This window comes from Halopseudomonas sp. T1L2 (assembly GCF_055397385.1).
Genome location: NZ_AP040865.1, coordinates 1,958,041 through 1,969,528, shown reverse-complemented (window position 1 = coordinate 1,969,528; position 11,488 = coordinate 1,958,041). Strand labels below are relative to the sequence as shown.

Annotated in this window: 12 protein-coding genes; 7 read left to right on the top strand and 5 right to left on the bottom strand. The window is 61.8% G+C overall.

Going from position 1 to position 11,488, the window contains the following annotated elements; genetic code table 11:
• Positions 1-47: 47 nt before the first annotated feature.
• On the bottom strand, positions 48-2,015 hold the full coding sequence (locus ACZ5WQ_RS09240) for a methyl-accepting chemotaxis protein (protein WP_233048326.1): 1,968 nt from the start codon (positions 2,013-2,015) through the stop codon (positions 48-50).
• Between the two features lie 175 nt (positions 2,016-2,190).
• Here ACZ5WQ_RS09240 and ACZ5WQ_RS09235 point away from each other — a divergent pair, with 175 nt between their 5' ends.
• From ACZ5WQ_RS09235 to ACZ5WQ_RS09215, 5 genes are read left to right on the top strand one after another with little or no spacing between them, the layout of a single operon-like run.
• The gene (locus ACZ5WQ_RS09235) at positions 2,191-3,150 is read left to right on the top strand and encodes a DUF2333 family protein (RefSeq protein ID WP_088273913.1); all 960 of its coding nucleotides are present in this window, start codon (positions 2,191-2,193) and stop codon (positions 3,148-3,150) included.
• A gap of 3 nt (positions 3,151-3,153) precedes the next feature.
• Positions 3,154-3,699 (top strand): NUDIX hydrolase, encoded by a 546-nt coding sequence (locus ACZ5WQ_RS09230; RefSeq protein WP_464382209.1) that lies wholly within the window; start codon positions 3,154-3,156, stop codon positions 3,697-3,699.
• Positions 3,696-4,061, top strand: a complete 366-nt coding sequence (locus ACZ5WQ_RS09225; RefSeq protein ID WP_088273464.1) for a translation initiation factor Sui1 — start codon at positions 3,696-3,698, stop codon at positions 4,059-4,061. The genes ACZ5WQ_RS09230 and ACZ5WQ_RS09225 overlap by 4 nt, the downstream gene beginning before the upstream one ends.
• Positions 4,062-4,065: 4 nt before the next feature.
• On the top strand, positions 4,066-5,418 hold the full coding sequence (locus tag ACZ5WQ_RS09220; RefSeq protein WP_464382208.1) for an MATE family efflux transporter: 1,353 nt from the start codon (positions 4,066-4,068) through the stop codon (positions 5,416-5,418).
• 41 nt (positions 5,419-5,459) lie between these two features.
• Positions 5,460-6,494 carry a GGDEF domain-containing protein gene (locus ACZ5WQ_RS09215; RefSeq protein WP_464382207.1) on the top strand — a complete coding sequence of 345 codons (1,035 nt, stop codon included), beginning with the start codon at positions 5,460-5,462 and terminating at the stop codon, positions 6,492-6,494.
• Here the strand turns inward: ACZ5WQ_RS09215 and ACZ5WQ_RS09210 are convergent.
• The 3 genes from ACZ5WQ_RS09210 to ACZ5WQ_RS09200 form a co-directional block, all read right to left on the bottom strand.
• Positions 6,491-7,276, bottom strand: a complete 786-nt coding sequence (locus ACZ5WQ_RS09210; RefSeq protein ID WP_228245233.1) for a methyltransferase domain-containing protein — start codon at positions 7,274-7,276, stop codon at positions 6,491-6,493. The genes ACZ5WQ_RS09215 and ACZ5WQ_RS09210 overlap by 4 nt on opposite strands.
• 68 nt (positions 7,277-7,344) lie before the next feature.
• The gene (ppa, locus tag ACZ5WQ_RS09205; RefSeq protein ID WP_088273467.1) at positions 7,345-7,872 is read right to left on the bottom strand and encodes an inorganic diphosphatase; all 528 of its coding nucleotides are present in this window, start codon (positions 7,870-7,872) and stop codon (positions 7,345-7,347) included.
• Positions 7,873-8,056: 184 nt separating this feature from the next.
• Complete coding sequence (locus tag ACZ5WQ_RS09200) at positions 8,057-8,503, bottom strand: GNAT family N-acetyltransferase (RefSeq protein WP_088273468.1); 447 nt, start codon at positions 8,501-8,503, stop codon at positions 8,057-8,059.
• 351 nt (positions 8,504-8,854) lie between these two features.
• Between ACZ5WQ_RS09200 and mpl the strand changes: the two genes are divergently transcribed.
• Positions 8,855-10,216 carry a UDP-N-acetylmuramate:L-alanyl-gamma-D-glutamyl-meso-diaminopimelate ligase gene (gene mpl, locus ACZ5WQ_RS09195; RefSeq protein ID WP_464382206.1) on the top strand — a complete coding sequence of 454 codons (1,362 nt, stop codon included), beginning with the start codon at positions 8,855-8,857 and terminating at the stop codon, positions 10,214-10,216.
• Positions 10,209-10,811 (top strand): flavin prenyltransferase UbiX, encoded by a 603-nt coding sequence (locus ACZ5WQ_RS09190; protein ID WP_233048320.1) that lies wholly within the window; start codon positions 10,209-10,211, stop codon positions 10,809-10,811. Before mpl ends, ACZ5WQ_RS09190 begins: the two co-directional genes overlap by 8 nt.
• A gap of 54 nt (positions 10,812-10,865) precedes the next feature.
• On the opposite strand, the gene ACZ5WQ_RS09185 is transcribed toward ACZ5WQ_RS09190, so the two are convergent.
• The gene (locus tag ACZ5WQ_RS09185; protein WP_088273471.1) at positions 10,866-11,321 is read right to left on the bottom strand and encodes a MaoC family dehydratase; all 456 of its coding nucleotides are present in this window, start codon (positions 11,319-11,321) and stop codon (positions 10,866-10,868) included.
• Positions 11,322-11,488: the final 167 nt, after the last annotated feature.

Below are 11,488 nucleotides of genomic sequence, written 5' to 3'. Positions count from 1 at the left end.
TGGCCATGAGGCGCAGTGCCGCAATTGTTGCTGAATGGCTCAGCCGGTCAGATTCGGAAGGCGGAGACCGCCGACAGCAGGGCGCGGCTGCGCTGGCTGATCTGCTGGGTATGCTGGCGGGTATGCACCACCATGCCGAGGTTGGCCTCGCTCAGATGGTGAATCTGCTGGCTGTTTTCTCGGATGGTGCGCACCCGATCAGACTGGGCGTCGGTGTGGGTTGCGATATGCTCGGCCAATTCATTGATGCGCTCGATGGCGTTGACGATGCGGCCCAGTGCCGCGTCCGCCAGTTGGCCTTGCTCTGCGGTATTGCGTGCGTGCTTGACCTGCTCTTCCATCTGACCGGCGGACTGGCGAGCCACCTGTTGGAGCCGTTCGATAAGCTGACGGATTTCCTGGGTCGAGCCGGCAGTGCGCTGGGCCAGCCCCCGCACTTCATCGGCGACCACGGCAAAACCGCGCCCGGCCTCACCAGCCCGGGCCGCCTCAATGGCGGCGTTCAGGGCCAGCAGGTTGGTTTGCTCGGCAATGCCCTGAATAACCTCCAGCACGCTGCCAATGGTGTCTGATTCGGCCACCATGCGGTCGATGGTACGGGCGCTGTTCTGTACCTCGACCACCAGTTGCTGCATCTGGGCGATGGTGCCGCCAATCACCTGCTGGCCATCGCGCACCTCGCGGTTGGCGATCCGTGCCAGCTCGGCGCTTTCGCCGGCGTTGGTGGCCACCAGACGGATGGCTTCGTCCATGCCGCCGATATCCTGGTTGATTGACTGGGTGTCGCGCTGTTGCTGGGCTGCCCGGTCATGGGTGTCGGCAGACAGTCTTTCCAGGTCGTCGCTGGTGCCGCTCAGTGCCTCGGCCTGCTGATTGATGGTGGTCACCAGTTCGATCAGATACTGGCGCAACTGGTTGGCCGAATGCTCGAGCTGTTTCAGTTCCTGTACCCGACTGCGGGTAGCAACGGGCTTGGTGAAGTCACCGCCGGCGTAGGTCGACAGGACCGGCGCGAACTGGCTGATGCCGTTGGCCAGGGAGCGCTGCATGCGCTCGATCAGAATCGCGATCAGAATCAGCATGGCGATGATGCCCAACTGAACGTTGCGCACCTGGGCGGTGACACGGTCGCGGGCAGCGGTCAGTGCCGGCCGCATTTGCTCGGCCCCTTGCAGCAGGCCGGCGATCCGCTCGCCGGTGATCTGTTGCAGTCTGGCGCGCTCGCTGATCAATGCGCTGGTTCGTTCCAGTTCTGCCGGGTAGCGGTTGAGCAGCGATTGCAGGGCGCGCTTGTAGTCGCTGCCAGGGTCGCTGGCGCTTGCCTTGCTGCCTGTATCGACACCCAGCAATGAGGCGAAGGGGTCGTTGCTTTTCTGCTGCGCCTCGACCACGCCGAGCAGCGGCAGCCGGTCGAGCTCGTCGGCGTTCTGGCGTGTGGTGGCAAGCAGGCGCTGCAGGTTTTCAATCAAGGCGGGATCGTTCTGGCTGAACAGGCGGGCTCTTGCCAGGCTGATCCGCACCAGGTTGGCCTGCAATTCGTCAATCAGGCGCACATAATCTGCCGCCGCCTCAGCGCCCTGGCGTTGTCCGTCGCGGCTGTAGGCAGCCAGGTGTGAAAGCTCGGCCAGCACTTCGCGCTCGGCCTGAATCAGTAATGCCTGCGGATCACCGGCCAGCTTGCCGACCGCCAGCAGATCGGTCTGCATAAACTCGACAAACTCTGCCAGAGGTGCGTCGAATGGCTGGCGGATGGTTTCCGGGAACTGCTGCAGGTTTTGTTGCAAGGCGGCAGCCGTATTCTGGGCCTGTTGCAGGCGCAGGGCATCACCGTGCTGGCGGTAGGCCTCGGTGTCCTGTTGCAGGGATTGGGTCTGTCCGACCATGTTGAGATAGGCGTCCATCAGTGCATAGGGAGCCTTCAACGCTTGTTGCGACCACCACAGGCTGGCACCCAGCGCTACGCCGGCAGCAGCGAGCAGCACGGTATTGAACAGGGTGAGAGATTTCAGGCGCATGGCAGTACCCCGGTAGAATCGGACTGCCGGGATAATAATGTCAGTTGTGTGACAGCTTGATGAATGCGCTGGCCGGATGATGGCGCGCCCCCGGCAGTGCGTTTGCGCTGATCTGCGCAGCACATTCAAACAGCCGTGATATGCTGGTCCGCAGAACAGCCACAGGAGTCGGAATATGAAATTTGGCAAGCGCAACGCAGCTACGGGCGGCGACGGTCATGGCTCACTGGTAAGCAGTGCAGTGCTCGCACTGGTTGTGGTCTGGCTCTTTATCTGCCTGCTGGTGGGCTGGTACTGGAGCAGCGAGCCTGATCTGGAGCCGGTTGCCGGTGCCCCGCAACCCGAGATGGTCAATGGCGAATACACCGCCCGCACCCTGCGAGCTGTGGTGCAGACCCTGCTTGAGAAGCCGGGTGGCTACCTGAGCAACGACATCATGCCGCCCGGTCTGTGGCTGGATAACATGCCGCGCTGGGAGTATGGCGTGCTGGTTCAGGTGCGTGACATGACCCGTGCGCTGCGCCGCGATATGGCGCGTTCGCAGTCGCAGTCTACCGAGGACCGTGATCTGGCCAAGGCGGAGCCGCGGCTGCATTTCGACAACAACAGCTGGGCCATGCCGGCCAGCGAAAGCGAATATCGCGACGGTATTCGCTCACTCGACAGCTATATCGAACGCCTGCAACGCGGTGAGGCGGACTTCTACTCCCGTGCAGACAACCTCTCCAGCTGGGTAGGGGATGTCAGCACCCGTCTTGGCTCCATGTCGCAACGCCTGTCTGCCAGTGTGGGGCGCGCGCCGTTGACGACCGGCGGAAAGCTTGGCGAGACAACGCCCTGGCTGGAAATCGACGACGTGTTCTACGAGGCTCGCGGTACTTCCTGGGCCCTGGTGCAACTGCTGCGTGCGGTTGAGCATGACTTCGCCGATGTGCTTGAGAAGAAGAACGCGCTGGTAAGCCTGCAGCAGATCATCCGTGAACTGGAAGCCACCCAGCAGACGCTGTGGAGTCCGATGGTGCTGAATGGTGACGGCTTCGGCATGCTGGCCAACCATTCGCTGGTCATGGCCAACTATCTGTCCCGTGCCAACGCCGGCATGATTGAGCTGCGCCGCTTGCTGGAACAGGGCTGATTTGTGGATCAGCAACACATCGCGGCCTATCTTCAGGCCTCCGGCAGCGAGCGGGTGATTCATGTCGATGAGCAGGATCGTGAACTGGGTATCGTGTCGCGTGCCGACGCCCAGTCCCGTGGCCTGATTACCCGTTGTACCTTTATCTTCGTATTCAACTCCCGTGGTGAGCTGTGTGTGCATCAGCGCACGCCGCACAAGCGCCTGTATCCTTCCTTCTGGGATGTGGCCGCTGGCGGTGTAGTGGCGGCTGGTGAGAGTTATCTGCAGGGCGCTGAACGGGAGCTGGCCGAAGAGCTGGGGGTAGCCGGTGTGCCGTTGACCGAACACTTCCGATTTTTCTTCAACTCGGCCGAGAGCCAGCTGTGGGGCGGGGTATTCAGTTGCCGCTGGGATGGCCCGCTGACGCTGCAGCCGGAAGAGGTGCAAGCGGTGCGCTGGGTAGACCCGCGCAGTGACTGGCAGCGTGCGGGGGAGCAATACGCTCCCGACTCCCTGGAAGCGCTGGCGCGTCTGTTGCAACACTCGTCATTGGAACTTCATGCATGAAAAAAACCGGTTTGCAGGCCCTGGGTGGCCTGGTGTATTCGACCGATGCCGGGCGTCTGTGCCCGGGCTGTGAACAGCCGGTGGCGCAATGTCGCTGTGCTGACCAGGCTATCCCCGAGGGTGACGGCATCGCCCGGGTGCGCCGGGAAACCAAAGGCCGCGGTGGCAAGACGGTAACCACCGTGACCGGTGTACTGCTGAACGCCGATGACCTCAAGGCGCTGGCCAAGCGGCTGAAGAATCGCTGCGGCTGTGGCGGCGCGGTCAAGGACGGCATTATCGAGATTCAGGGCGACAAGGCCGATCAGGTCTGCGAGCTGCTGGTGGCGGAAGGGTTCAAGGTCAAGCGCGCCGGAGGCTGAGCGGGTGATCCTTCGGCGGCAACTGCTGAGCGCCTGGCGCGACCCGCTGGCGCAGCGCCGGGTTTGGCATATCGCGCTGCCGCTGATTCTCTCCAATATCAGTGTGCCGCTGGTCGGGTTGGTCGATACCGCGGTTATCGGGCATATGGACGGGGCTCATCATCTGGGCGCTGTGGCTGTTGGCAGCACGCTGTTTACCTTCGTGCTCTGGGCAACGGGCTTTCTGCGCATGGGTACCACCGGGTTTGCGGCGCAGGCCTGTGGCAGCGCAGATGGCGATCAGCTCCGACGTATCCTGCTGCAGGCAATCTGGCTGGCGGTGTTGATCAGTGCACTGGTCTGGCTGTTTCGCACGCCGCTGCTAAATATGGGGCTGCACTATCTGCAGAGCAGTGAGGCGCTGCTTGAGCAGGCCCGCGCCTATTTTCAGATTCGCCTGATCAGTCTGCCGGCGGCACTGGCCAACTTTGTGCTGATCGGCTGGTTTATCGGCGCCCAGAACAGCCGCGTGCCGTTCGCGATGCTGCTGACCGTCAACCTGACCAATATGCTGCTGGATGTGCTGCTGGTGGTTGGGCTGGATCTGGGCGTGCAGGGTGCGGCCTGGGCCAGCGTCTGCGGTGATGTGCTCGGCTTGCTGCTCGGGCTCGCGCTTGTGCGGTCTACCCTGCGGCAATATCCCGGGGCGTTTGACTGGGTGCGAGGTCTCAGGCTCAAAGGCGCGGCGCCGCTGCTGCGGGTCAATCGGGACATTCTCATTCGTACCCTGGCGCTGCAGTCGGTGTTCTATCTGCTGGTGGTGCAGGGTGCCAGGCTCGGAGATGAGGTGGTCGCGGCCAACGCGGTGCTGCTCAACTTTCTGCTGATTACCTCCCATGCGCTTGATGGTCTGGCACACGCGCTCGAAGCGCTTGGCGGTCACGCCCTGGGCAAGCGGGACAAGCGTGGGCTGGTCCAGGTGCTGGTGATTACCACCGGCTGGTCGCTGGTGCTGAGCCTGGCTTTTGTTGCGGCGTTTGCTCTGGGCGGCGATCTGCTCATTCGTTTGCTTACGGATTTGCCGGAGGTGAGGGCACTGGCCCGGCAGTATCTGGTCTGGGTTACGATCATGCCGCTGGTGACCGTTTGGAGTTATCTGCTTGACGGCTTGTTCATCGGCGCGTCCCGCGCGTTGGCCATGCGCAATACCATGCTGCTCGCGCTGGTGTGCTACTTGCCGCTGGCGTGGGCCTTGCAAGGCCAAGGTAATCATCTTGTCTGGTTTGGCTTTTTGACGTTTATGGCGTTGCGCTCGCTGCTTCTGGGGGGCTGGTTTGCCTGGCTCTGGCGCACGGACCGCTGGATGCAGCTAGATTAGAAGTGATGCTGAAAGGGCTGGGCAGTAATGGGAGAAGAGCAATGATAGAGGCGTCCATACCGGCAGATGAACAGCAGCGTCTGGCCGCGCTCCGCGCCATGCAACTGCTGGATACGCCACCTGATCCGCATATTGATGCATTGCTGCGCATCGCTCAGCGGATGTTTGGCGTGGGCAGTACGCTGGTGACCCTGATCGACTCTGATCGCCAGTGGTTCAAGGGGCGCATCGGAGCGACGAATCTTGAAGGGCCGCGCAACGTTTCGTTCTGCGGTCACACCATTCTGTCCGACGATATTCTCTACGTGCAGGATGCGCACGCCGATGAGCGCTTTTTCGATAATCCGGCCGTAACCGGCTATCCGTTTGTGCGTTTTTATGCGGGCATTGCCCTGCATGCGCCCGATGGCAGCAGGATCGGCTCGTTCTGTGTGCACGATACCGCGCCGCGTGAGCTGACCGACAGCGAACGTGAGGCGATGGGCGACTTTCAACAGTTGCTGGAGGCCCTGTTTGTTGCGCATCAGTTGCGCATGGATGCGGTCTGGCTGCAGGAGGCGCTGGGTGCGGCCGAGCGGCGGGCGCTGATTGATCCATTGACGCAGTTGTGGAACCGTCAGGGGTTGCGCACCATGTTGCCTGCGATCATCAGTCGTGCCGAGCGCGAGGGGTTGCTGGTCGGCTTTGTCTATGGCGATCTGGATCATTTCAAGCGGATCAATGATGAGCGTGGGCACGCTGGTGGTGACCAAGTGCTGATTCAGGCCGGCCAGCGCATGGTGGCGACGATTCGTCCGCACGACCTGGCATTGCGGCTGGGCGGCGAGGAGCTGGCGGTATTAGCGCTGGTACAGGGTCAGGATGAGCTGGATACCGTTGCAGAGCGTTTGCGCGAGAGTTTTTGTCGCCACGCCTTCGAGCTGGAAGATGGTCCGCTGGAGGTTACCATCAGCCTGGGGACCGCATTGGCCGCAGCGCAGGATGTGGATGGCGCTGCTCAGAATCTCATCGCCCGTGCTGATGCTGCACTTTACCGGGCAAAGCGTGAGGGGCGTAACCGTGTGGTTCGCGGTTAGTCGAGCGTAGTAGCCGGGCGCAGCCACCAGTGCAGGTAGCGTCCCAGATGCTGGTAGGCAGGATGCTGGCTGTAGCGCAGCTCGTATTCAATCAGATCTTCGAGGCTGCTGTTACTGCAGAAGGGCTCCGGCATGTAGTCATAGAACACCCGTACGCCGCTGGTGGCCAGGCAGCTAAGGCTCGCCGCGGCGATCCACTGCATGGCGTCACGCGGGTCAATCGGCTGCTGCGGGGTCAGCCCGCTCGTGCCCTGGCCGGACAACGGCTTCTTGCGCAGCTTTTTGAACTGACCCTTGACCAGATTCTTGTAGATCAGTGCGTCGCGGTTGTAGAACGCGAGGGACAGCGCGCCGGCGGGCTGCACGAGGGCGGCCAGTTGCTGCAGCGCCTGCGCCGGGTCGGCCAGCCATTCCAGTACCGCATGACAGATCACCAGGTCATACCGTTCACCCTGCGCGGCGAGATCCTGCAGCGGCGCCTGCATGAAGCGTACGGGCAGGGCGGGGTTGCTGGCGTTGATGCGCTCACGGGCCGCATCAAGCATCGCTTCTGAAGGTTCGGCGACGGTGAGCTGATGGCCGAGGCCAGCCAGCCAGCCGCTGATCTGGCCGAGGCCGGCGCCAATGTCGAGAATGTGCAGCGGCGATTCTGCCTGCAGCAATGCCGGCAGCCATTGCTGCAGGTCGCGCTGCAACACGGCCAGACGAATGGCACCCTTGGGGCTGTCATAGATGCGCTGGGCGAAACGGGCGCCCAGGTGGTCAAAGTAGCGGTCGGTCATGGCGAGACTCTGCCGTGCAGGCATAAAAAAAGCCAGCTTGTGGCCGGCTTTTTAGCGGGGCGAAACGCTTATTTTTGGTAAGCGTTTACAGCCTTGACGATTTCCGCGCGGGCTTCATCAGCGCCGCCCCAGCGGTCAATCTTGACCCACTTGCCGGGTTCGAGATCCTTGTAGTTCTCGAAGAAGTGCTGGATTTGCTGGATCAGCAGTTCCGGCAGGTCGGTGTATTCCTTGATATCGCGGTACAGCACGCTCAGCTTGTCGTGCGGGACGGCGATCAGTTTGGCATCTCCGCCGCCATCGTCGGTCATGTGCAGAACGCCAACCGGGCGTGCACGGATAACTGCGCCGGGAGCGACCGGATGCGGGGTAACGACCAGCACGTCCAGCGGATCGCCGTCGTCAGCCAGGGTGTTCGGGATGTAGCCGTAGTTGGCCGGGTAGAACATCGGGGTCGCCATGAAGCGATCAACGAACAGGGTGCTGCTGTCCTTGTCGATCTCGTACTTGATCGGCGCATGGTTGGCTGGGATTTCGATAGCGACGTAGATGTCGTTGGGAATGTCTTTGCCGGCGGGGATCTTGTCGTAGCTCATGGGTTACCTGAGGGGCCATAGTTGAAAACTGGCCGGCATTATAGGCGCATCGCCGGCCGATACCAAGCAAAAACGGGGTGAACCTTGGTCGTAGATGTGCTCTGGCCGAGAGTGTCGGCCACGGCTGTCGGGAAATGGGCACACAAGCGCCGCCACGCGTGCATCGGCGCGGCGGCGCAGGGCGTCAGAGTTTCAGTGCGAAGTACATGAAATCGTGGTCGTTGGAGAAGCCCAGCGAGCGATACAGACTTTGTGCAGCCACGTTTTCCTCGCCGGTCATCACGGTCATTCGCTTGACCCCGGCCTCGCGCGCCATGTTCTTGGCGTGATTGATCAGCTTGTCGGCAACCAGTTGACGACGCGCCTCCTCGGTGACGTAGATGCCTTTGAGGACCCAGCTGGCCGCAAGCGTCAGGGCCGAGAAACTGGGAATGAACTGGCAAAAGCCGAGGGCCTTGCCGCTGTCTTCATCCTCGGCGATCAGAATGATGGCCTGTTCGTGTACCAGCCGCGCTTCGAGGAAGCGGCGCGATGCCTCGGGCAGCGGCGGCTGGCCGTAGAACTCGCGGTACTTGATAAAGAGCGGCGTCACCTCGTCGAGTCGATCGATATCAGCCTGGACTATGCGCATACGAGTGCTCCAATTATGGTCATTAAGTGGCTGGCAGGTTTTGGGTGGTCATTAACAGCATCGTGCATCAGTACTTTTGAATCTGCAATCGCAGGCCCCTAAAAAAGCTGGGATGCGGTGCTTGCGGGCGCACAGACGCGTTGTGTCGGCCGGCTTTTGGAGCGCTGTCGCGCGGCGGCAGGCGTTCAGGTGGTTCCGATGCTTGACATACTGCCGGCCGTCGCCATGCTGTTGCGCTTTCAGCTTTCAGCTTTCAGCTTTCAGCTTTCAGCTTTCAGCTTTCAGCTTTCAGCTTTCAGCTTTCAGCTTTCAGCGTAAGCTGTAGCCATTCGATTGTGACAAGGACATTTCATGCATCTCCACATTCTCGGCATCTGCGGTACGTTCATGGGGTCGCTGGCGTTGCTGGCACGCGAACTGGGCCATCAGGTCAGCGGCTCGGACGCCAATGTCTATCCGCCGATGAGTACCCAGCTCAGCGAACAGGGTATTGCCTTGCAGGAGGGGTACAGTCCCGAGCATCTGCAGCCGGCCCCGGACATGGTCATCGTCGGCAATGCCATGGCCCGCGGCAACCCGGCGGTGGAGTACATGCTGGATCAGGGCATGCCCTACATGTCCGGCCCCGAATGGCTGGCGCGGCATGTGTTGCAGGATCGCTGGGTACTGGCGGTAGCCGGCACCCACGGCAAAACCTCGACCTCCAGTCTGCTGGCCTGGCTGCTGGAAGACGCCGGCATGTCGCCCGGCTTTCTCATCGGCGGGGTGCCGCAGAACTTCGGGATTTCCGCGCGCCTGGGGGGCACGCCGTTCTTCGTCGTCGAGGCGGACGAGTACGACAGCGCCTTTTTCGACAAGCGCTCCAAGTTCGTGCACTACCGTCCACGCACGGCGGTGCTGAACAACCTTGAGTTTGATCACGCGGATATCTTCCCGGACCTGGCCGCCATCGAGCGGCAGTTCCACCATCTGGTGCGTACGGTTCCGGCTACCGGCTTGATCATTCATCCGGTCCAGGATGAGGCGTTGCAGCGCGTGATCAAGATGGGCTGCTGGACCCCGTGCCAGACCACCGGCGAGGGCGGCAACTGGCAGGCCCGGCTGCTGAGTGACGACGGCTCGCGCTTTGAAGTCTGGCTCGATGGGGAGCTGCAGGGCGTCGCCGAATGGCAGCAGACCGGCCAGCATAGCGTTGCCAACGCGCTATCGGCGCTTGCGGCCGCGCGTCACGTTGGCGTGACGCCGGCGCAGGGTATCGCTTCGCTTGGCGGGTTCCGCAATGCCAAGCGGCGCATGGAGAAGCTGGCCGAGATCAATGGCATCAGCGTCTACGATGACTTTGCCCATCACCCAACGGCGATTGCGACCACGCTGGCCGGTATTCGGGCGCAGATCGGTGACGCGCCGTTGATTGCGGTAATTGAACCGCGCTCCAATACCATGCGTCTGGGTAGTCACATGGCTGCGTTGCCGGCCAGCGTTTGTGATGCCTCGCAGGTGTTCTGGTATCAGCCGGCAGGGCTGGACTGGTCGCTTGAGAGTGTAGTTGCAGATAGCCCTGTACCTGCGCAGGTGGCCAGTGATCTGGATGCCATTGTCGAGCAGGTGGTCGCTGCGGCGACCCCGCAAACACGGGTAGTGGTGATGAGTAACGGTGGCTTTGGTGGTATTCATCAGCGCCTGATTCAGGCCCTGGAGGCGCGCCATGGTTGAGCGAGTTACGCTGGCGGTAACCGGTGCCTCGGGCGTGCAGTATGCGATGCGGCTGCTTGGCTGCCTGGTCGAGGCCGGGGTAGAAGTGTCGTTTCTGATTTCGCAGGCAGCGCAGCTGGTCGCGGCAACGGAAACCGAGTGGCGGTTGCCGCCCAAGCCGCAGGCACTGGAGCAATACCTGACCGCGCAGTTCAAGGCGGCCGAAGGGCAGATCCGGGTGTATGGCAAGCAGGACTGGATGGCGCCGGTGGCTTCGGGCAGCGGCGCGCCAGCGGCGATGGTGGTGTGTCCCTGTTCGACCGGCACGCTGTCGGCGATTGCAACCGGAGCCAGCAACAACCTGATCGAGCGGGCGGCGGATGTGGCGCTGAAGGAGCGGCGCAAACTGATTCTGGTACCACGCGAGACGCCGTTCTCCAGCATTCATCTGGAAAACATGCTCAAGCTCAGTCAGATGGGGGCGGTCATCATGCCGGCCAGTCCCGGCTTTTATCACAAGCCGCAGTCGATTGATGATCTGATCGATTTTGTGGTGGCGCGGATTCTGGGGCAGTTGGGGATGGAGCAGGCACTTATCCCGCGCTGGGGAGAGTAGCCCGCGACCCGCGACCCAGCTGTCGTGGGTCGCGGGTTGCAGCACTTGTCTGAATCAGACGAAGTACAGCGACAGGCCTTCGGAGATGAACGCGGGCTTGTCGACGCCTTCAATTTCCAGCGTGTTGCGGGCTTTCATCAGCCACTGTCCCGGGTTCTTCTCAGTCACGTCGAGAATGGTGGTGTGCAGACGAACGCGCGAACCCACGCGCACCGGCTGGATGAAGCGCAGGCTGTCCATACCGTAGTTGACGGCCATTTTCAGGCCTTCCGGACGCGGCATCAGGCCGGCTGACAGGGCCGGCAGCAGCGACAGTGACAGGAAGCCGTGAGCGATGGTGCCGCCAAACGGGGTCTGCTTGGCCTTTTCTTCATCAATGTGGATGAACTGGTGGTCGCCAGTGCACTCGGCGAACTGGTTGACGCGCTCCTGGTCGATCTGCAGCCAGTCAGAATGGCCCATATCCTTGCCGATCAGGGACGTAAGTTCAGAAACGGGAATGGCTTTCATCGTGCTCTCCGTGACTCTTATTGTGAGGGTGTGCGTGCCCGTGGCATTGTTGCTACCCTGCCGCAGGAAAATAATGCTCGCAGGCATGGTTGCAAGTGGGGCGGGCGGCGGTCAATGCAAGCCGGGCTTCCATAGGTTTGCTGAATGATTCGACCACCTGTCGGCAG

What these genes read in the sequence shown, in the direction of transcription:
- ACZ5WQ_RS09240 (WP_233048326.1), bottom strand. Translation starts at nt 2,015, where the DNA reads ATGCGCCTGAAATCTCTCACCCTGTTCAATACCGTGCTGCTCGCTGCT.
- ACZ5WQ_RS09235 (WP_088273913.1), top strand. Translation starts at nt 2,191, where the DNA reads ATGAAATTTGGCAAGCGCAACGCAGCTACGGGCGGCGACGGTCATGGC.
- ACZ5WQ_RS09225 (WP_088273464.1), top strand. Translation starts at nt 3,696, where the DNA reads ATGAAAAAAACCGGTTTGCAGGCCCTGGGTGGCCTGGTGTATTCGACC.
- ACZ5WQ_RS09215 (WP_464382207.1), top strand. Translation starts at nt 5,460, where the DNA reads ATGATAGAGGCGTCCATACCGGCAGATGAACAGCAGCGTCTGGCCGCG.
- ACZ5WQ_RS09210 (WP_228245233.1), bottom strand. Translation starts at nt 7,276, where the DNA reads ATGACCGACCGCTACTTTGACCACCTGGGCGCCCGTTTCGCCCAGCGC.
- ppa (WP_088273467.1), bottom strand. Translation starts at nt 7,872, where the DNA reads ATGAGCTACGACAAGATCCCCGCCGGCAAAGACATTCCCAACGACATC.
- ACZ5WQ_RS09200 (WP_088273468.1), bottom strand. Translation starts at nt 8,503, where the DNA reads ATGCGCATAGTCCAGGCTGATATCGATCGACTCGACGAGGTGACGCCG.
- mpl (WP_464382206.1), top strand. Translation starts at nt 8,855, where the DNA reads ATGCATCTCCACATTCTCGGCATCTGCGGTACGTTCATGGGGTCGCTG.
- ACZ5WQ_RS09190 (WP_233048320.1), top strand. Translation starts at nt 10,209, where the DNA reads ATGGTTGAGCGAGTTACGCTGGCGGTAACCGGTGCCTCGGGCGTGCAG.
- ACZ5WQ_RS09185 (WP_088273471.1), bottom strand. Translation starts at nt 11,321, where the DNA reads ATGAAAGCCATTCCCGTTTCTGAACTTACGTCCCTGATCGGCAAGGAT.